General features: G+C 55.7%; 18 protein-coding genes and 1 tRNA gene. 11 read left to right on the top strand and 8 right to left on the bottom strand.

Annotated elements, in window-relative coordinates; translation table 11 throughout:
• Window positions 1-63: 63 nt before the first annotated feature.
• Window positions 64-645 carry a D-sedoheptulose 7-phosphate isomerase gene (gene lpcA / locus DSD31_RS20650; RefSeq protein ID WP_004099149.1) on the bottom strand — a complete coding sequence of 194 codons (582 nt, stop codon included), beginning with the start codon at window positions 643-645 and terminating at the stop codon, window positions 64-66.
• A 238-nt stretch (window positions 646-883) separates the two neighbouring features.
• Between lpcA and fadE the strand changes: the two genes are divergently transcribed.
• From fadE to DSD31_RS20685, 7 genes are all read left to right on the top strand, one after another.
• Complete coding sequence (gene fadE / locus DSD31_RS20655; RefSeq protein WP_004858224.1) at window positions 884-3328, top strand: acyl-CoA dehydrogenase FadE; 2445 nt, start codon at window positions 884-886, stop codon at window positions 3326-3328.
• Between the two features lie 183 nt (window positions 3329-3511).
• Window positions 3512-4282, top strand: a complete 771-nt coding sequence (locus DSD31_RS20660) for an amidohydrolase (RefSeq protein WP_015585091.1) — start codon at window positions 3512-3514, stop codon at window positions 4280-4282.
• 277 nt (window positions 4283-4559) lie between these two features.
• Entirely contained in the window at window positions 4560-5687 is a 1128-nt protein-coding gene (locus tag DSD31_RS20665; RefSeq protein ID WP_015585092.1) for an AI-2E family transporter, read from the top strand.
• Window positions 5677-7200 (top strand): efflux transporter outer membrane subunit, encoded by a 1524-nt coding sequence (locus tag DSD31_RS20670; protein WP_113991289.1) that lies wholly within the window; start codon window positions 5677-5679, stop codon window positions 7198-7200. Before DSD31_RS20665 ends, DSD31_RS20670 begins: the two co-directional genes overlap by 11 nt.
• The gene (locus DSD31_RS20675) at window positions 7197-8291 is read left to right on the top strand and encodes an HlyD family secretion protein (RefSeq protein ID WP_015585094.1); all 1095 of its coding nucleotides are present in this window, start codon (window positions 7197-7199) and stop codon (window positions 8289-8291) included. The genes DSD31_RS20670 and DSD31_RS20675 overlap by 4 nt, the downstream gene beginning before the upstream one ends.
• Window positions 8292-8303: 12 nt before the next feature.
• Window positions 8304-9326 (top strand): DUF2955 domain-containing protein, encoded by a 1023-nt coding sequence (locus tag DSD31_RS20680; RefSeq protein WP_113991290.1) that lies wholly within the window; start codon window positions 8304-8306, stop codon window positions 9324-9326.
• Between the two features lies 1 nt (window position 9327).
• Complete coding sequence (locus tag DSD31_RS20685; protein ID WP_032716707.1) at window positions 9328-9753, top strand: ion channel; 426 nt, start codon at window positions 9328-9330, stop codon at window positions 9751-9753.
• A gap of 75 nt (window positions 9754-9828) precedes the next feature.
• Here DSD31_RS20685 and DSD31_RS20690 read toward each other — a convergent pair.
• Both DSD31_RS20690 and dnaQ read right to left on the bottom strand, forming a co-directional pair.
• Window positions 9829-9905 (bottom strand) — tRNA-Asp (locus DSD31_RS20690).
• 132 nt (window positions 9906-10037) lie between these two features.
• Window positions 10038-10769, bottom strand: a complete 732-nt coding sequence (dnaQ, locus tag DSD31_RS20695) for a DNA polymerase III subunit epsilon (RefSeq protein WP_032716706.1) — start codon at window positions 10767-10769, stop codon at window positions 10038-10040.
• Here dnaQ and rnhA point away from each other — a divergent pair.
• Window positions 10723-11301, top strand: a complete 579-nt coding sequence (rnhA, locus tag DSD31_RS20700; protein WP_160873233.1) for a ribonuclease HI — start codon at window positions 10723-10725, stop codon at window positions 11299-11301. The genes dnaQ and rnhA overlap by 47 nt on opposite strands.
• On the opposite strand, the gene DSD31_RS20705 is transcribed toward rnhA, so the two are convergent.
• Window positions 11298-12020, bottom strand: a complete 723-nt coding sequence (locus DSD31_RS20705) for a class I SAM-dependent methyltransferase (protein WP_004858196.1) — start codon at window positions 12018-12020, stop codon at window positions 11298-11300. The genes rnhA and DSD31_RS20705 overlap by 4 nt on opposite strands.
• 33 nt (window positions 12021-12053) lie before the next feature.
• On the opposite strand from DSD31_RS20705, the gene gloB reads away from it, so the two are divergent.
• Window positions 12054-12809 (top strand): hydroxyacylglutathione hydrolase, encoded by a 756-nt coding sequence (gene gloB, locus DSD31_RS20710; protein ID WP_004858194.1) that lies wholly within the window; start codon window positions 12054-12056, stop codon window positions 12807-12809.
• Window positions 12810-12880: 71 nt separating this feature from the next.
• Window positions 12881-14248 carry a murein transglycosylase D gene (gene mltD / locus DSD31_RS20715; protein WP_004858192.1) on the top strand — a complete coding sequence of 456 codons (1368 nt, stop codon included), beginning with the start codon at window positions 12881-12883 and terminating at the stop codon, window positions 14246-14248.
• A 64-nt stretch (window positions 14249-14312) separates the two neighbouring features.
• Here mltD and DSD31_RS20720 read toward each other — a convergent pair whose 3' ends face one another.
• From DSD31_RS20720 to DSD31_RS20730, 3 genes are all read right to left on the bottom strand, one after another.
• Window positions 14313-15083, bottom strand: coding sequence for a class I SAM-dependent methyltransferase (locus tag DSD31_RS20720; RefSeq protein WP_004858189.1), 771 nt, complete (start codon window positions 15081-15083; stop codon window positions 14313-14315).
• A gap of 86 nt (window positions 15084-15169) precedes the next feature.
• Window positions 15170-15967 carry an endonuclease/exonuclease/phosphatase family protein gene (locus tag DSD31_RS20725; protein WP_015585098.1) on the bottom strand — a complete coding sequence of 266 codons (798 nt, stop codon included), beginning with the start codon at window positions 15965-15967 and terminating at the stop codon, window positions 15170-15172.
• Window positions 15968-16070: 103 nt separating this feature from the next.
• A complete protein-coding gene (locus DSD31_RS20730; protein ID WP_004858184.1) occupies window positions 16071-17258 on the bottom strand; it encodes an MFS transporter in 1188 nt (395 codons plus the stop codon).
• 104 nt (window positions 17259-17362) lie between these two features.
• Here DSD31_RS20730 and yafC point away from each other — a divergent pair, with 104 nt between their 5' ends.
• Window positions 17363-18265: a DNA-binding transcriptional regulator YafC gene (yafC, locus tag DSD31_RS20735; protein ID WP_004858181.1), complete on the top strand. Its 903-nt coding sequence runs from the start codon at window positions 17363-17365 to the stop codon at window positions 18263-18265.
• Between the two features lie 61 nt (window positions 18266-18326).
• On the opposite strand, the gene dkgB is transcribed toward yafC, so the two are convergent.
• Window positions 18327-19130: a 2,5-didehydrogluconate reductase DkgB gene (gene dkgB, locus DSD31_RS20740; RefSeq protein WP_104896480.1), complete on the bottom strand. Its 804-nt coding sequence runs from the start codon at window positions 19128-19130 to the stop codon at window positions 18327-18329.
• Window positions 19131-19166 lie beyond the last annotated feature (36 nt).

Raw genomic sequence — 19166 nt, forward strand, 5'->3', positions numbered from 1 at the left:
CTTACCCGGCCGACAACTCAGCCCGCAGGTCGGGCAAACACAGTGCCGCCCGACACCATGTCATCAGGCCTTAACCATCTCTTTTTCGATCAGCATAATCAGAATATGAATCACTTTAATGTGAATTTCCTGAATACGATCGGCATAACCAAAATGCGGCACGCGAATTTCAACATCGGCGGAACCGGCCATTTTACCGCCATCTTTGCCGGTCAGCGTGATGACCTTCATCCCCTGCGCGCGGGCAGCCTCAATCGCCTTAATCACGTTGCCGGAGTTGCCGGAGGTGGAGATACCCAGCAGCACATCGCCAGCGCGACCCACGGACTCGACGTAGCGGGAGAAGACGTACTCATAGCCAAAATCGTTACTGACGCAGGACAGGTGGCTGACGTCTGAAATCGCAATCGCCGGATAGCCGGGGCGATTTTCACGATAGCGCCCGGTCAGTTCTTCTGCAAAGTGCATCGCATCGCAGTGGGAACCGCCGTTACCGCAGGAGAGGACTTTACCACCGGCCTTAAAGCTATCAGCCAGCAGCACCGCGGCACGCTGAATCGCGTGAATATTGGCTTCGTCCTGCAGAAAGTTAGCCAGCGTTTCCGCCGCTTCGTTCAGTTCGTTACGAATAAGATCCTGGTACATGAGGATAATCCTTCAGTATGGTTGGAATAACCCTGGCAGTGTACCGGATAGGCGCCGAAGCGAGAAGAAGCAGCCGACGTTATCCGCCGTGGTTTTGATTTTACGTGCCGCATTTACGTACAACAATGTGAGCAAGGTTGTAATTATTTTGTAAACACATTGCTAAAGCCAATAACATCCACTACAACCATATCATCACAAGTGGTCAGACCTCCTACAAGACAGGGAGCATTTCTCTATGATGATTTTGAGTATTGTTGCAACCGTTGTTTTACTCGGTGCGCTCTTCTATCACCGAATTAATCTCCTGCTGAGCAGCGTGATTTTGCTCGCCTGGACCGCGGCGCTCAGCGTTGCCGGGCTGTGGAATATCTGGCTGCTGCTGCCGCTGGCGATTATTCTGCTGCCGTTCAACTTTGCGCCGATGCGCAAGTCAATTTTCTCGGCACCGGCATTCCGCGCATTCCGTAAGGTGATGCCGCCGATGTCGCGTACCGAAAAAGAGGCCATCGATGCGGGCACGACCTGGTGGGAAGGCGACCTGTTTCGCGGGACGCCAGACTGGCAGAAACTGCACAACTATCCGCAGCCGCGCCTGACCGCCGAAGAACAGGCGTTCATCGACGGGCCGGTAGAAGAAGCCTGTCGCATGGCGAACGATTTTGAAATCACCCATGAAATGGCCGATCTGCCGCCGGCGCTGTGGGCCTACCTGAAAGAGCATCGTTTCTTTGCGATGATCATTAAGAAAGAGTACGGCGGCCTGGAGTTCTCCGCTTACGCTCAGTCACGGGTGCTGCAAAAGCTCTCCGGCGTTTCCGGTATCCTGGCGATTACCGTCGGCGTGCCGAACTCCTTAGGCCCGGGCGAACTGCTGCAACATTACGGTACTGAAGAGCAGAAAAACCACTATCTGCCGCGCCTGGCGCGTGGTCAGGAAATTCCGTGCTTTGCGCTGACCAGTCCGGAAGCGGGCTCTGACGCCGGCGCCATCCCGGACAGCGGCGTCGTCTGCATGGGCGAATGGCAAGGCGAGCAGGTACTGGGCATGCGCCTGACCTGGAATAAGCGTTATATCACCCTCGCCCCTATCGCGACCGTATTGGGCCTGGCTTTTAAACTCTCCGATCCCGACCGTCTGCTGGGCGGCGAAGAAGATCTGGGCATCACCTGTGCGCTGATCCCGACCAGCACCCCGGGCGTCGAAATTGGCCGTCGCCACTTCCCGCTGAACGTGCCGTTCCAGAATGGTCCGACCCAGGGGAAAGATATTTTCGTGCCGATCGATTACATCATCGGCGGCCCGTCGATGGCCGGCCAGGGCTGGCGGATGCTGGTGGAATGCCTGTCCGTAGGACGCGGCATCACCCTGCCGTCTAATGCCACCGGCGGACTGAAATCCGTGGCGATGGCGACCGGCGCCTATGCCCATATTCGTCGCCAGTTCAAAATCTCCATCGGTAAAATGGAAGGCATCGAAGAGCCTCTGGCGCGTATTGCCGGTAACGCATACGTGATGGATGCCGCCGCTTCGCTGATTACCTACGGCATCATGCTGGGAGAGAAACCGGCGGTGCTGTCGGCTATCGTCAAGTACCACTGCACCCATCGCGGACAGCGCTCAATCATTGACGCCATGGATATCACCGGCGGAAAAGGCATCATGCTGGGCGAAGGTAACTTCCTCGCCCGCGCCTATCAAGGGGCACCAATCGCTATCACCGTCGAAGGGGCCAATATCCTGACCCGTAGCATGATGATCTTTGGTCAAGGGGCGATTCGCTGCCATCCGTACGTACTGGATGAAATGGCCGCCGCGCAAAGCAACGATGTTAACGCTTTCGACAAACTGCTGTTTAAACACATTGGTCACGTCGGCAGTAACAAAGTCCGCAGCTTCTGGCTGGGCCTGACCCGCGGGCTGACAAGCAGCACGCCGACCCGTGATGGCACTCGTCGCTACTACCAGCACATGAACCGTCTGAGCGCGAACCTGGCGCTGCTGTCCGACGTCTCCATGGCGGTGCTGGGCGGCAGCCTGAAGCGTCGCGAGCGCATCTCCGCGCGTCTCGGCGATGTCCTGAGCCAGCTCTATCTCGCCTCTGCGGTGCTGAAACGCTATGACGATGAAGGGCGCAATGAAGCCGACCTCCCGCTGGTCCATTGGGGCGTCCAGGATGCGCTGTATCAGGCAGAACAGGCGATTGACGATCTGCTGAAGAACTTCCCGAACCGTTTTGTCGCGGGCGCCCTGCGCATTGCTATCTTCCCGACCGGCCGTCACTACAACGCGCCGTCCGATAAGCTGGATCATAAGGTGGCAAAAATCCTGCAGGTCCCGAGCGCGACGCGTTCACGTATCGGTCGCGGCCAGTATCTGACCCCGAGTGAACATAACCCGGTCGGTCTGCTGGAAGAGGCCCTGCTCGATGTCATGGCCGCCGATCCGATTCATCAGCGTATCTGCAAAGAGCTGGGTAAAAACCTGCCGTTTACCCGTCTGGATGAACTGGCCCGCAACGCGCTGGCAAAAGGTTTAATCAATCAGGATGAAGCCGATATTCTGACCCGTGCGGAAACCAGCCGTCTGCGCAGCATTAACGTTGACGATTTCGCAGCCGATGAGCTGGCGACCAAACCGGTAAAGCTCCCGGAGAAAGTCCGCAAGGTTGAAGCCGCATAAAACAATAACAGTTACCACATCACGACCAGGGCGGGGAATTTCCCCGCCTTTCTTTTTTACCCGGCGACCGACATTCAGCTGTCTGCGTTATCATTTTTTTAACAACATATTCCGCTGAGCAGCGAGAGACTGATATGGTGTTAAAATTACCCTGATGCTCTCATGATGATGGAGTTCAACACTGTGCCTGGTTTGAAAATTACGTTGTTGCAACAACCCCTGGTGTGGATGGATGGTCCCGCCAACCTGCGTCACTTCGATCGTCAACTGGAAGGCATTACCGGACGTGACGTCATAGTCTTGCCGGAAATGTTCACAACCGGATTCGCTATGGAGGCCGCAAAGCAGTCGATGTCAGCCGAAAACGTCATTGACTGGATGCAGAGTAAAGCGGTGCAAACAAATGCCCTGATTGCCGGCAGCGCGGCGCTGCAAACCGATCGCGGGCCGGTTAACCGCTTCTTGCTGGTCGAGCCCGATGGCACAACCCACTTCTATGACAAGCGCCATCTGTTCCGCATGGCCGAAGAACATCATCATTATGAGGCGGGTAACGAACGGGTTGTTTTTGAGTGGCGCGGCTGGCGAATTCTGCCGCTGGTGTGTTATGACCTGCGCTTCCCGGTGTGGTCACGTAACCATAACGACTACGATTTAGCGCTTTATGTGGCCAACTGGCCTGCCCCACGCTCACTTCACTGGCAGTCCCTGCTGGTGGCTCGCGCCATCGAGAATCTGGCCTATGTTGCCGGCTGTAACCGCGTCGGCACCGATGGCAACGGCCATCATTACCGCGGCGATAGCCGCATTATCAGCCCGCAGGGAGAAATTCTGGCAACGGCAGAACCCCATCAGGCAACGCGTCTGGATGCAGAGCTGTCGATGACGGCGCTCAAAGAGTATCGTGAGAAGTTTCCGGCCTGGCAGGATGCCGATCCGTTCACCCTGAACTGATCGTCTTCTCTCCCCTCGTTAACCGAGGGGACCCCGTTTTATACCTCGCCGCCGCCTCTTTTTCCCCCACCAGCCCGCAGAATAAGCGGGAGAAATAATATTTTTCCGGCGGGATTATTTCTGTTCTACACTCATTAAGTGGATAAAATTCAACAAGAACGAGCTTCATTTTCAAATAACTTTCAGCTTTTTTAAAACGATTCCATCTCGGTCCTGGTCCGGTTTTATTACCCGACCGGTACGGTTGTGCGCGCATTCTCAGCGAGAACAAACCATCATGGAAAATAATAATCTGCTTGTTGTTGAAAAAAGACTGGTTGCCCGTTTTCTGGATATGTTCATTCGCTTTGGACTTATCCTGGCATTAGCCTCTTTCTGCTATACCGTGTTTTCTCCGTTTCTTAATATGATGCTGTGGGCCGTTATCCTGGCCGTCACCCTCTACCCTCTTCATCAGTATTTTGCGACCAGGCTGGGAGGAAAACAGGGCTGGTCCTCAACCCTGATAGTCCTGCTCGGCATTGTGCTGATCGTGGTCCCCACGGTGCTGATGATTAGCTCTCTCGGCGAAAGCGTCAGCGTGATGATTGATAAGCTCAGCGGTCGTGCTTTCGTCATTCCGCCGCCATCAGCACATATCGCCACCATTCCCATCGTCGGAGAAAAAATTAGCGTCCTGTGGTTAAAAGCGTCCAACGATTTGCCGGGGCTGATTAGCAACTATCGCACTCAGATAGGAGACATCGCGAAAGCTACCCTCGGCATTCTTGCCAGTATGGGCGGTGGATTGCTTGGTTTTATCCTCTCCTTCATCGTGGCGGGGATTATCATGACCTGGGGCGCCGCCGGGGCAGACAGCGCCCGGCGCATTGCCATCCGCCTGACGGATGAGAACAAAGGACAATCTTTGGTGAAACTGTGCACCAGCACGATCCGTGCGGTGGCGCAGGGCGTTATCGGCGTCGCGCTTATTCAGGCGCTGCTGGTGGGCGTCATTATGATCGTGGCAGGTATTCCGGCCGTGGGGATCTTCTTTATTCTGGCGCTGATCCTCGGGATCGCGCAGATTCCGGTGATTCTGGTGACCGCACCGGCGATTGCGTTGATGTGGAGCCTCGGCGATCACGGAACGGCTATGAATATCGTCTATACGATCTTGCTGATTGTGGCCGGTATGGCTGACAACGTGCTCAAACCGCTAATGCTCGGGCGCGGTGTCGATGCGCCTATGCCTGTGGTACTGCTTGGTGCATTAGGCGGCATGGCGGCCAGCGGTATTCTCGGTATGTTTATCGGCGCGACCCTACTCTCTATCGGCTATCGTATCTTCATGTCGTGGGTCAACGATGGGCAGGTCGGCGATAGCCAGACTCCCGTCGTTCCGGACGACAAAGATGCTCAATGAGCGCCGTGCCTGGCGTCTCCTGTTCACCGCTGGCGCCGGCCTTGTTCTCACCGCATGCACGACGCTGGGGCCAGACTATCATCCGCCGAAAACGCCGGAGCTAAGCCACTGGCAACCGGCTACGCAGCGGATGGCTTCCCGGTCGACGCCTGCCGATTACGCGCGGTGGTGGACGCAGCTCAACGATCCGACCTTAACGGCGCTGATTAACGAAGCGCTGCGAAAAAATCCGGATGTCAAAATCGCCGGTTTGCGTCTGCTGGAATCCCGGGCGCAGCTGGGGATCGCCGAGAGTTTACTGGGACCGCAGGCGACGATCGGCAGCGGCGATCTGCTGCGCACCGGCCAGCAACGTTCGGGAAACTATAGCTCAGGGACCCGCTACAGCGCCGGGGTCAATCTGGGATGGGAGATCGATTTCTGGGGTAAGTTTCAGCGCGGCGTCGAATCCGCCGATGCCAGCTATTTCGCCACGCTAGCGCAGTACGATGATATTCAGGTGCTGATGGCAGCCCAGGTGGCGCAGTGGTACGTCAATATCCGCATGCTGGAAGCCCGCCTGCAAATTACCCGCGGCAATGCGAAGATTCAGCAACGTAGCCTGCAGATCACCGAGCGGTTATTCCTCAGCGGCAACAGCGCAGAGCTGGACGTTCAGCAGGCAAAAACCCAGTACCTCTCCACGCTTTCGACGATCCCCCAACTGGAAACCAGCCTCGCACAGAGCCAGAATGCCCTGAGCGCGCTGCTGGCACGCAAACCCGGCCCCCTGCCGGAAATGGCGAGCCAGACCGGCGATATCCCGTCAGGCGAACTCTCGTTAGTGTCTGAACTTCCGGCCAACCTTCTGCGCCGGCGGCCCGACGTCAGGGATGCTGAACGACAGATGGCCGCACAGTCGGCGCTTATCGGCGTGGCGGAGAGCGAGCTCTACCCGTCCATCTCACTGATCGGCAGCGTCGGAATAAGCGGCAGGAGCGAGAGTAATGGCACGCTCAGCTGGGCGGCGGGCCCGACGTTTAGCTGGAATCTGCTGGATCAGGGGCGGCTCGGGAATCAGGTTCTGGTTCAGGATTCCCGTTTTCTCCAGCTTCACGAACACTATCGCGATACCGTCTTTCAGGCCGCGCGTGAAGTCGACGATGCGGCCATCGCCTACGCCAATGATAAAGATGAAATTGTGTTGCTGACCCAAACGGGTAAGGCCGCCAGCCGCTCCCTCGAAATAGCCAACACACAGTATCGTGAGGGAATGGCTGACTTTCAGCGCGTCCTTGACTCACAGCGGGCGCTGTTCAACCAACAAGAACGGTTGGTCAGCAGCCGCGGTGCGGCGATGCGCGATCTGATCGCGCTTTATAAAGCGCTGGGCGGCGGCTGGGAAAGTGGCCGAACACGCCCGCTGGTCGATGCTGCGACGGAATCGCACCTACGCCAGCGTGATAACTGGCTGCCGCTGCTGAATACCCCGCTTCCTTCCGCCACATCCCCTTCAGAAGGACCTTCGCCATGAATGCCTCCTCCCCTTCACCAGGACAAGCCAGCCGTCGTACGGCCATCGGCCTGGTGGTGCTGATTGTACTGCTGATCTGCTTGTATTTAGTCACGGACAGAGTGACGCCCTATACCTCGCAGGCCAGGGTACAGGCCTTCGTCATTCCAGTCGCAGCGGAAGTAACCGGGCAAATAAAGAAGGTATATGTTCGTGACAATCAGCGTGTCGCTATGGGCGAACCGCTGTTTGAGCTGGATCCGGAACCTTATGATATCGCCCTGGCGCGCGCACGTTCGGATTATGCCACGGTGCTCAGCGCCGTGAAGGCCAACGGTGAAAGCGTGGTGGCGGCAAAGGCTGGCCTGCAGGCCGCCGCCACCGCTTACCAGAATGCCGCGAAAGATGCCGAGCGCCAGGAGCGGCTCTATCGTGAAGATCCCGGTACTATTTCCGTCCGGCGTCTGGAGATTGCCCAGGCCACCCGGGAAACCGCCCGTAGTCAGATGGCCGCCGCCGCCGCCGACGTGCGTCGTGCCATCGAAGCCGCTGGTGCAGCCGGCGACAATAATTCTCAGCTGTTAAGCGCCCGGGCCGCGGTGCGCAAAGCCGAACTGGACCGCAGTAAAAGCACCGTGATTGCCGGCAGCCGCGGGCTGATTACCGATTTACGCACCGAAGTTGGCCAGTTTGTTGGCGCGGGCGCCCCGGTGATGACATTGATTGCCCTGAACGATGTCTGGATCAACGCAGACATGACCGAAAATAACCTCGGTCGTATCCGGCCGGGTAATAAGGTGGCAATTCTTCTCGACAGCATGCCGGGACACATTTTTAGCGGCCAGGTACTCAGCATCGGCTATGGTATCAACGCATCTCAACCCCCGCCGGCCGGCGGCCTCCCTACCGTGGATAACAATCGTGACTGGCTCCGTCAGGCCCAGCGCTTCCCGGTTAAAATCGCCTTTGCAAGAGATGATGCCCCGCCGCCCACCAGCCTGCGGGTTGGCGGGCAGGCGGATGTGCTGGTTTATACCAGCGGCAGTAGCCTGCTGAACGTTGCGGGCTACCTGTATATCCGAGTCATGAGCCTGTTCTCCTGGCTCTATTAGGAGACCTGCGCGATGCATAACGTGGACCGCGCCGTACTGAGAATAAGCTGTGGTAGCGGACTGGCTGCGCTGGTCTGCTACGCCAGCGCGCTGCCGATGCCGCACCTCGGATGCATCATGGCCTGGATTGTGCTGTGCCAGGGGAAACCTTTAGCGCTGAAAAAAGGTCTCGTGATGGGTTCTCTCCTGATAGTCACCATGACGGCTGGCATTCTGATGGTGCCATTACTGACCTATTACGCCCTACCAGGCGTGCTGCTCACGGCGCTGTTGCTGTATCAGCTGATGTTAATGGGCCTTTACGGGAAGACCACGCTGTCGATGCTGCTGGTGGTGGCGATAGCGGTGATTCCCATTGCCGGGCTGATTGAGCAGGCGCTGGCGATGGGACTGGCGCAAATGCTGGGGATCGGTTTTATTACCGGTACGCTGGTCAACGGGCTGGCGGTGGCGTTATTCCCGCCATCGCCGGGCCAGGCGCCCCCGCCCAGGGAGTCGCCGGCGGTCAGATCTCCCCATCTCAGAGCGCTACGGGCGGTGATCATTGTGCTCCCCGTCTGGCTTCTGGCGCTGAGCCACCCGACGTTCTACATCCCGGCGGTGATGAAAACCGTCACGCTGGCGCAGCAGGCGACGACGCTCACCACGAAAACGTCGGGGAAAGAACTGGTGCTATCGACGCTACTGGGCGCGCTGTTGGCGCTAGGGCTGTGGTTCGGTCTTAGCCTCTGGCCGTCGCTGCTAATGCTGGTTCTCTGGCTGAGTCTGGCCAGTCTGTGGGTGGCCCGGCGACTGGTTCGCCTGGTGGCGGGACGGTTTCCGCCCTCTTTCTGGAGCAATGTCTGGATAACCGCCCTCATTCTGTTCGGGCCGGCGATTCAGGACAGCGATTCCGCAAAAGATGTCTGGACAGCCGCCGCGATGCGCTGCACGTTATATCTCATCATCGCGCTCTATGGCTGGGCCTGCATCGCCCTTCTCGAGCGCTGGCGCCCCCTTGACTCATCCTCAACAGAACTTCACTCAGGAGATTAACATGTTGCTTCCGCTGATTACGGGCATGCCCGTTATCCTGTGTAATATGCTGCTGCAATCTCTGGTGTCCATCTGGTGCATTCGCTTTTATCTCAAGCGTTTCCACCGCAAAGAGGGGCTACTTGCCGGCGTACTGGCGCTGTTTGGCACCATCATCATCATTTTAATGGGTAATTTGCTGCAGATTTTGCTCTGGGGAGTGCTGTTTGTCTGGCTGGGCGAGTTTCCGACGCTGCTGGATGCGGTGTATCACTCCGGGGTTAACTTCGCGACATTGGGGTATGGCGATGTTGTGATGAGCGCCAGATGGAAGCTGCTCGGCCCGCTGGAGGCGGTCAACGGGGCGCTGATGATCGGTCTGTCCGGTGCCTGCATGCTGGCCGTTATGCAACATCATATTCGCAAGCAATTGAAATATATGAAATGAACTCGGTGAGTTTGTTTTTACGAGCGCCGAAACGACGAAAGCCTGAATCATTGCTGATTCAGGCTTTCTGAATAGTGGCGGAACGGACGGGACTCGAACCCGCGACCCCCTGCGTGACAGGCAGGTATTCTAACCGACTGAACTACCGCTCCACTTACTGTTCCCTTGGGAACGAGGCGAATATTACGGATTCCCCGTAACGCCGTCAACGCTTTTTCTTCAGTTTTGAATCGTTTGCTGTAAAAATCACCCGCCAGATGATTTTTACAGCATATCTCAGTGGCTCAGGCGCGCCACAGGCAGCTTCCGCCTTTCTTTTGCACCAGATCGAGTCGGGATTCATGGCTCACGATCTCGTCATCAGTCGCATAAACCACGCGTAACTTGTTGGCGGCGCGAACAACCCGCTGTATTCCCATTTCTCCGGCCTGCTGCTGCCCCTCACCTTCCATTGAAAATGCCATCGTCGTCTGACCACCGGTCATCATCAGATAGACATCGGCCAGAATCTGGGCATCGAGTAATGCCCCGTGCAGCGTACGCTTACTGTTGTCTATTTCATAACGTGAGCACAGCGCATCCAGGCTATTACGCTTACCGGGGAACATTTTCCGCGCCAGCGCGAGGCTATCGGTGACTTTGCAGAAAGTATTCGTTTTCGCAATGCCGCGATTCAACTTGCTGAATTCATAATCCATAAAGCCGATATCAAACGAGGCATTATGGATGACCAGCTCCGCGCCGCGGATATAGTCTATAAACTCGTCGGCCACATCCGCAAACACCGGTTTATCCATCAGGAATTCATCGGCGATCCCGTGAACGCCAAACGCTTCCGGGTCCACCAGCCGGTCCGGTTTCAGATAAACATGGAAGTTGTTCCCGGTGAGGCGGCGGTTGATCACCTCTACCGCACCGATCTCAATGATCTTATGTCCTTCGTAGTGCGCACCGATCTGATTCATACCGGTGGTTTCAGTATCGAGAACAATCTGTCGTGTAATTGCAGTGCTCATATCAGTCATTTATGTCAGACTTGCCGTTTATCTATCGATTTCAATTACAGGAAGTCTACCAGAGATGCTTAAACAGGTAGAAATTTTCACCGATGGTTCATGCCTGGGAAATCCTGGGCCCGGTGGTTATGGGGCAATTTTACGCTATCGCGGAAAAGAAAAAATCTTTAGTCAGGGCTATCACCTCACCACCAACAACCGGATGGAGATGATGGCGGCAATCGTCGCTCTCGAAGCGCTGAAAGAGCAGTGCGAAGTGATCCTCAGCACCGACAGCCAGTACGTGCGTCAGGGGATCACCCAGTGGATCCATAACTGGAAAAAACGCGGCTGGAAAACCGCTGACAAAAAACCGGTTAAAAATGTCGATCTCTGGCAGCGCCTTGATGCCGCGCTCGGTCAGCATCAAATCAAATGGGAATGGGTCAAAGGCCACGCCGGTCACCCGGAAAATGAACGCTGTGATGAGCTGGCACGCGCTGCCGCCTCCAGCCCGACGCAGAGCGACACCGGCTACCAGCCAGAAAGCTAACTCTGCCCGTTGCGCCACTGCCGCGTGGCGCCAACCGTCTGACGCAGCTGCGTTTTTGCTTTTCCTGATTTCATCGGGTTTAGCGTCAGCGGAACCGTCCGTTTTCGGGCAACAATCAGCTGCAGGCAGCCCAGAGCCGGCAGGTGCGCGCTGAGGAGTTTGCCGCCATGCCTGGACCAGGGCAGTACCTGATAGCGGCCATAATGCAGCACCTCAAAATTCAATAACGCCAGCCAGTCCAGCTGGCGCGTCAACGTAAACATCCGGCTGTTGTAGGGGGTCGTCTTACGTAATACCGGCACCAGCTTACGCAGCCCCATCAGACTGACGGGGTTAAAGCCGGTCAAAATCATCCAGCCGTCATCAATCAATACCCGGTCGGCCTCACGTAGCAAACGATGCGGATCGCTGCACCACGGCAAAGTATGCGCCAGCAGGCAGGCATCAACCGATTTTTCCGCAAAAGGAAGATGCAGCGGATCGGCTTTCACCTGAATCGGGTTGCCCTGCAAAGATACATTCACCTGATGAGAGATAGCACAGGCTTCCGTATTGATTTCCGCGCTCAGATTGCCAATCTTAAGCAAATGAAAGCCATATAATTTAGCCAGCCACGGTTTCATCTGCCGTTCCAGCGATTCGCGATAGTATTCGCCCCAGGGCATACTGGACCAGTGCTCGGGCGCTGTGATTGTCTGAGGTATCCTTGCCGGCTTCATCGCAACCTTCCGCTACGCTTTGAGAGGTAATTAATGAATCTTATCAGCATTCCCGCATTTCAGGACAACTACATCTGGGTTCTTAGTGAGGAGAACGGCCGCTGTCTTATCGTCGATCCCGGCGAAGCGGCGCCGGTACTGGCCGCCATCGAGACCAATCACTGGCAACCCGAAGCCATTTTGCTGACCCACCACCACCACGATCATGTTGGCGGCGTAAAACAACTGCGTGAAAAGTTCCCGGATCTTGTGGTTTACGGACCGGCAGAAACCCAGGATAAAGGCACCACTCACCTGGTGGCCGATGGCGATCGGGTGATGATTTTGGGTCACGAATTTTCTATTTTTTCCACGCCCGGTCACACTTTAGGACACATCTGTTTCTACAGCGAACCTTATCTTTTCTGTGGCGATACAATGTTTTCCGGCGGCTGCGGAAGACTTTTCGAAGGAACGGCGGATCAGATGTATCAATCATTTAGGAAAATAAACGCGCTTCCTGAGGATACTCTGATTTGTTGTGCACATGAGTATACTTTAGCAAATATGAAGTTTGCATTGAGTATCCTGCCTCATGACAGGGATATAAATGATTACTACCATAAAGTTAATGAGTTACGTGCAAAAAAACAAAAAACACTCCCCGTAACTCTGAAAAATGAGCGACGTATAAATATTTTTTTACGCACGGATGACAATGATTTAATTAAAGAAATATCCAAAGAAACAAATTTGCAACACTCTGCGCAGAGATTTGCCTGGTTAAGGTCAAAGAAAGATGACTTCTGATATTTAATTCTTGTCATTCGCCGCCTTCACCGTTATTCTTGCTCGTCTTTTAAGCAACTATTGACACACACATGAAGGCACGAGCGATTTTACTCGCCTCTGTCCTGCTGGTGGGGTGCCAGTCGTCGAAAAACGATGGCAACGTCCAACAGCACGCACAGAGCCTTTCTGCAGCTGGTCAAGGGGAAGCAGGTAAGTTCACAAGTCAAGCGCGCTGGTTAGATGATGGAACCTTCTACGCGCAAGACCAGGATCTGTGGACTTCCATAGGCGACGAGCTAAAGATGGGAATACCGGAAAATCCCCGGATTCGCGAACAAAAACAGAAGTATTTAAGTAATAAGAGCTATCTCCACGATGTAACTTTACGGGCAGAGCCGTATATGTACTGGATAGCCGGGCAAGTTAAGAAACGTAACATGCCAATGGAACTGGTATTACTACCCATAGTGGAGAGCGCTTTTGACCCGCACGCAACGTCTGGCGCCAATGCCGCAGGCATCTGGCAGATCATTCCGAGCACCGGGCGCAATTATGGTTTGAAACAGACCCGCAGCTACGATGCGCGTCGTGACGTCGTCGCCTCTACAACGGCGGCGCTGGATATGATGCAGCGTCTGAACAAGATGTTCGACGGCGACTGGTTGTTAACTGTCGCAGCGTACAACAGCGGCGAAGGTCGGGTGCTGAAGGCAATGAAAGCGAACCGTTCGCGTGGTAAACCCACCGATTTCTGGTCACTTCCATTACCGCGGGAAACCAAGGTGTATGTGCCTAAAATGCTGGCGTTGAGTGATATTCTCAAAAACAGCAAACGTTATGGCGTGAAGCTGCCGACGGCAGACGAAAGCCGTGCGCTGGCGCGTGTTCGCCTCGACAGTCCGGTTGAGATTAGCCAGCTCGCAGATATGGCAGGTATACCCGTCGGCAAGCTGAAAACCTTCAACGCCGGCGTCAAGGGATCAACCCTCGGTGCCAGCGGGCCAAAGTACGTTATGGTGCCACAAAAGCACGCCGCTCAGCTGCGTGAATCACTGGCCTCTGGCGACATTGCCGCCGTGCAACCTACGCTGCTGGCGGACAACACGCCGTTGACCAGCCGTAGCTACAAGGTGCGTTCGGGTGATACGGTTTCCGGGATTGCTTCGCGTCTTGGCGTATCGACGAAAGATCTGCAGCAGTGGAATAACCTGCGCGGGTCTGGGTTGAAAGTGGGCCAAAACCTGGTGATTGGCGCCGGTAGCAGCGCGCAGCGTCTTGCCAACAACAGCGATAGCATCACCTATCGCGTGCGTAAAGGCGATTCGTTGTCGAGCATCGCGAAACGTCACGGCGTGAATACACGTGATGTGATGCGCTGGAATAGCGGCACGGGTGATCTGAAGCCTGGCGACCAGCTGACGCTGTACGTGAAGAACAGCGACAGGCCAGACTCCTGATATATCGACTTAATAGAAAAGGCACCGGCATCCGGTGCCTTTTTGTTTTAACGCGTTTTTTGTTTTAAAGCGCTTTATGCGCTTCAAACATAATCGTATCGCTGGTAAATGAGCCGTCCTGCTGCAAAGCGAAATAGGCTTTGACCTCTGCGGATGCGCTCTCCTGATATAAACGGATGGCCTCCACCAGCGGCGCTGGCGTGCGCATCCGGGCGACCCAGGAGGCAAATTCCAGCGGCAAGCGATCGGTCAACAGCTGATTGACGGCCAGCCCGGCCTCATTCGCTAACGCCAGCCATTCTCCGCTCGAGTAGTTACGCACATGGGACGTATCACGCAGCGCTTCAACGGTTTGCAGCCAGATATCGCGCACGGGATGCCCGGGCGACATCACATCCATAATAATCATCACGCCGCCCGGCTTCAGGACGCGCTTAACCTCACGCAGCGCCTGGCCGACATCATGCCAGTGATGGGCAGAATAGCGGCTTATCACCACATCAAAGCTGGCATCGGCAAACGGCAGCGTTTCAGCATACCCCTGTTGGGTAGCAATATTGGTGAAACCTTTATCTTTTGCGGCTTCAGCAACCACCTCCAGCATCTGGCTCGATAAATCATAAGCCGTGACCTGCGCCACCTGCCCCGCTGCGGTAAAGCTGGCGTGCCCTGCCCCGCATCCCATATCCAGCAACGTTGCCTGTGGGAAATCGGCCAGCCGTTCGGCCAGGCGCTGCAGATCGCGCCCGGAAGCGTGCACGGCGCTGGTCAGGTAGGCGCTAGCCTGTGAGCCGAACTGCTTTTCGACATTGTCATGGTGAGAGCGTGTTGTCATTGTGTTGTCCTTCGGTTGTGTGAGTAATTAAGGGCAGCATCGTGCTGAGCGCAGACCTGCCCGATGGCAGGCCTGACATACCTTAATTAATCAGGCTTGCCGGGACTGAATTCGACTAGTAGCGGGTTGTGGTCAGAGGCGCGCGTCACCAGCACGGAAGCATCGTGTACGCTTAACCCACGATAGAAGACAAAATCAAGCGGGCGACCAAACGCGCGGCGGCGCTGATCGTCAGGGAAGCGGACTTCGCGCAGCGACATTTCTCGCGCAAAGTGATAGAGCGCATTCATTCGTGAACGGCTCCAGGCATTGAAGTCACCGGCCATAATCACCGGTCCACTGTGATGGGCAATTTGATCGCCAATCGGCAGCAGCTGCTTGCTGTAGACATCGACGCCGAGGCTGAAATTTACTGCGTGAATATTCACAACCATCAGTAAACGCGTATCCGGCAGCGGATACACGGTCACTAACGCAGACTTTGCCAGCCGCAGAATCGGCTCACGCTCGCGCAGCGGGCAGCAGTACACCGGATGCGCCGAAGCCAGCGTCATGACACCAGAGGGGTGCTGCGGCAACACCAGAGCCGGAACCTGATCGGCGGCCAGGTAGTTCGTCGTCGCAAATCGCACCATTTCAGGGGTCGTTTGTGCTTCCTGTAACAGCACAAGATGGGCATCTTTACCGAAGTTCTTGAGAACGGACTTCCACTCAGCGCGCTGCTGCTTAAAGATATTCCACACCAGGACGCGGATCTTTTCATCTGTGCTTAATGGCACGCCGGCAGGAAATGCCTGGCCCACGCTTGCGAATGACCCCGGAGGCAAAATTCTCTCCGCGGGCTGTCCGGCAACGTAGCGCATAGCATAAGTGTTCTTTCGCAATTTGGGCATCAAACCTCGATAACAGGAAACCAGCCTGACTGCGGCTGGTTCTTCTGTTATAGGGACTTTCACGGGTACTTTCAATGCAATTCGCGAGAAACCTTTATCCTTCGACGTTCACCGTCTTTGCCGGTCGGTACTTATCAAGACGCCCACTGCGCACTACCAGCAGCAGCGCGGCGAAGACAATGATGGCCCCTATCCACGGCGTCTCGGCCAGACCATAGCGCTCCACCGTTTGCCCACCGATAACGGAACCTAACGCTATGCCAACGTTGAATGCGGCGATATTCAGGCCGGAGGCCACGTCAACCGCACCCGGCGTATACTGCTCGGCTTTTTGCACTACGTAAACCTGCAGCCCCGGCACGTTACCGAAGGCAAAAATCCCCATCACCAGCACCGTTGCCAGCGCAGCATACTGGATACTGGCGGTAAACTGGAACACCAGCAGCAGGACGACCAGGGCGGCAAAGATAAATTTCAGTGCCGCAACGGCCCCATGCTTATCGGCCAGTTTTCCGCCCCAGACGTTGCCAATGGCCACCGAGATACCATAGCCCAACAGAATCCAGCTCACCGTTGATGGACTAAATCCGGCCAGCTCCTGCATCATGGGGGCCAGGAAAGTAAACGCGGTGAAGACCCCGCCATATCCCAATGCGGTGATGGCATAAATCATCAACAGGCGCGGATGGGTGAGGACTTTTATCTGATCGCGCAGGCTTGCGCTGGCGCGGCCTGGGATGTTGTTCGGTACCAAAATCAGACTGCTCACCAGTGCAATGACGCCGAGAATGGAGACGGCGAGAAAGGTTTCTCGCCAGCCAAAATGCTGACCGATAAAGGTCCCGATCGGCACACCGGTCACCAGGGCGACCGTTAAGCCACCAAACATAATGGCGATGGCCGAAGCGGCTTTCTCTTTCGGTACCAGGCTCGTCGCGATAGTTGAGCCAATTGAGAAAAACACACCGTGTGCCAGGCCCGTCAGCAGGCGTGCAAAGACCAGCGTCGCATAGCCAGGAGCCTGCCAGGCCAGCAGGTTACCGGCGGTAAAGAGCACCATCAGCGCCAGAAGCAGCTGTTTACGCGGCATACGTCCGGTTAATGCGGTCAGCACCGGCGCCCCGATGGCGACCCCCAGTGCGTAGATAGAAACCAACAGGCCAGCAGAAGGCAACGAGATCGCCAGTTGTTCCGCAATCGTGGGGACCAGCCCCACAATCACAAATTCCGTGGTACCAATAGCAAAGGCACCGATTGTTAAGGCAAGTAGCGCCAGTGGCATAATTTACTCCATATCATCAGGATTAAGATGACACGTAGTATGAAGCGGTGTTTAAATAACAAAAACTATCAAAGTCTCAATAGAATTTTGCTACAGGTGCAATAATGAGAGCCACTTCAGAAGAGATAGCCATCTTTATCGCCGTCGTTGAAAGCGGGAGCTTTAGCCGGGCGGCCGAACAGCTGGGGCAGGCTAACTCCGCCGTCAGTCGGGCGGTAAAGAAGCTGGAATCAAAACTTGGCGTCAGCCTGCTGAACCGCACAACCCGTCAGCTCAACCTGACTGAAGAGGGAGAGCGCTATTTTCGTCGCATGCAGATTGTTCTGCAGGAGATGGCGGCGGCGGAGAATGAGCTTCTGGAGACCCGGACGACGCCGAGGGGATTGCTACGCGTTGATGCCGCTACGCCGGTGATGTTGCATTTCCTGATGCCGCTGGTGAAACCTTTCCGCGAGCGTTATCCGGAAATGACCCTGTCGCTGGTGTCATCAGAAACCTTCATTAACCTGATTGAGCGTAAGGTCGACGTCGCGATCCGCGCCGGCACGTTAACAGATTCCAGCCTTCGCGCCCGGCCGCTGTTTAACAGCTACCGCAAAATTATCGCCTCCCCGGACTATCTGGCTCGCCACGGTACGCCGAAAAATGTCGCTGACCTGAAAGATCACCTGTGCCTGGGCTTTACCGAGCCAGTCTCGTTGAATACCTGGCCTGTCTCCTGCTGCGATGGCCAACTGCTGGAAGTGAATTGTGAGATCTCGTCGAACAGCGGGGAAACCCTTAAGCAGCTATGTCTGGCGGGGAATGGTATTGCCTGTCTGTCCGATTATATGGTCAACCAGGAAATTGTGCGCGGGGAGTTTGTTGAACTGCTGGCCGAGAAACGCCTGCCGGTTGAAATGCCGTTCAGCGCGGTTTACTACAGTGACAGAGCCGTTAGCACGCGCATCCGGGCATTTATCGACTTTCTTAGCGAGCACGTAAAACAGCTCCCGCAGGAGCTGTGATACGCGCGTTCCCGACCCCTCTTTTCGCGCACTCGGCCAGGCACTGTACTGATTCAGACGATCAATCCCACTCAGGCGCCAGGCCTTCCGGGCTCACCAGACGATCGTTGCAATCCAGCGCGGCGATCGCTTTGCGATCCTCCTCATCCAGCTGAAGATCCTGAGCTTTCAGGTTGCTCGCCAGGTTTTCACGCTTCGTTGAAGAAGGAATCACCGCGTAGCCTTCCCCCAAAGCCCAGGCCAGAATCACCTGTGCCGGCGTCGCATTGTGTTTCGCCGCAATGCCCGCAATCACTTCATCTTGCAGCGCCTTACCATAAGCCAGCGTCATGTAAGAGGTGATATGGATACCGTGTTCCACAGCCCACTCCACCACTTTACGGTTTTGCAGGTACGGAGAGAGCTCAATCTGATTGGTCGCGATATTTTCTGCACCGACGGCGGCAATCGCACGTTCCATTAGCGGGATGGTGAAGTTAGAGATACCAATCTGGCGGGTCAGCCCCTGCTTTTTCGCTTCCAGCAGCGCCGGCATAAATGCTTCGACGGCAACGGTATCGTTCGGCGACGGCCAGTGGATCAGCGTCAGATCGACATAATCTGTACGCAGCTTCTGCAGGCTCTCTTCAAGACTGGCGATAAGCTTTTCCGGGCTCAGGTTTTCAATCCATATTTTGGTGGTGATAAACAGCTCATCACGCGCCACGCCGCTTTCGGCGATAGCCTGGCCAACGGCCGCTTCATTATCATAGATCTGGGCGGTATCTATCGTACGGTAGCCCAGTTCCAGCGCCGTTTTCACTGATGCGATGACAACGTCATCTTTCAGGCGGAAGGTTCCAAGACCAAATGCAGGGATTGCCATAAAATTCCTCTTTTTTTACTTAGTGTTAACTCATTG

This window comes from Klebsiella sp. X13 (genome assembly GCF_003323835.1).
GTDB lineage: Bacteria > Pseudomonadota > Gammaproteobacteria > Enterobacterales > Enterobacteriaceae > Klebsiella > Klebsiella ornithinolytica.

What these genes read in the sequence shown, in the direction of transcription:
- DSD31_RS20675 (WP_015585094.1), top strand. Translation starts at nt 7,197, where the DNA reads ATGAATGCCTCCTCCCCTTCACCAGGACAAGCCAGCCGTCGTACGGCC.
- yafC (WP_004858181.1), top strand. Translation starts at nt 17,363, where the DNA reads ATGAGAGCCACTTCAGAAGAGATAGCCATCTTTATCGCCGTCGTTGAA.
- dnaQ (WP_032716706.1), bottom strand. Translation starts at nt 10,769, where the DNA reads ATGAGCACTGCAATTACACGACAGATTGTTCTCGATACTGAAACCACC.
- DSD31_RS20670 (WP_113991289.1), top strand. Translation starts at nt 5,677, where the DNA reads ATGCTCAATGAGCGCCGTGCCTGGCGTCTCCTGTTCACCGCTGGCGCC.
- gloB (WP_004858194.1), top strand. Translation starts at nt 12,054, where the DNA reads ATGAATCTTATCAGCATTCCCGCATTTCAGGACAACTACATCTGGGTT.
- dkgB (WP_104896480.1), bottom strand. Translation starts at nt 19,130, where the DNA reads ATGGCAATCCCTGCATTTGGTCTTGGAACCTTCCGCCTGAAAGATGAC.
- DSD31_RS20720 (WP_004858189.1), bottom strand. Translation starts at nt 15,083, where the DNA reads ATGACAACACGCTCTCACCATGACAATGTCGAAAAGCAGTTCGGCTCA.
- DSD31_RS20705 (WP_004858196.1), bottom strand. Translation starts at nt 12,020, where the DNA reads ATGAAGCCGGCAAGGATACCTCAGACAATCACAGCGCCCGAGCACTGG.
- DSD31_RS20680 (WP_113991290.1), top strand. Translation starts at nt 8,304, where the DNA reads ATGCATAACGTGGACCGCGCCGTACTGAGAATAAGCTGTGGTAGCGGA.
- DSD31_RS20665 (WP_015585092.1), top strand. Translation starts at nt 4,560, where the DNA reads ATGGAAAATAATAATCTGCTTGTTGTTGAAAAAAGACTGGTTGCCCGT.
- lpcA (WP_004099149.1), bottom strand. Translation starts at nt 645, where the DNA reads ATGTACCAGGATCTTATTCGTAACGAACTGAACGAAGCGGCGGAAACG.
- mltD (WP_004858192.1), top strand. Translation starts at nt 12,881, where the DNA reads ATGAAGGCACGAGCGATTTTACTCGCCTCTGTCCTGCTGGTGGGGTGC.
- DSD31_RS20730 (WP_004858184.1), bottom strand. Translation starts at nt 17,258, where the DNA reads ATGCCACTGGCGCTACTTGCCTTAACAATCGGTGCCTTTGCTATTGGT.
- fadE (WP_004858224.1), top strand. Translation starts at nt 884, where the DNA reads ATGATGATTTTGAGTATTGTTGCAACCGTTGTTTTACTCGGTGCGCTC.
- DSD31_RS20685 (WP_032716707.1), top strand. Translation starts at nt 9,328, where the DNA reads ATGTTGCTTCCGCTGATTACGGGCATGCCCGTTATCCTGTGTAATATG.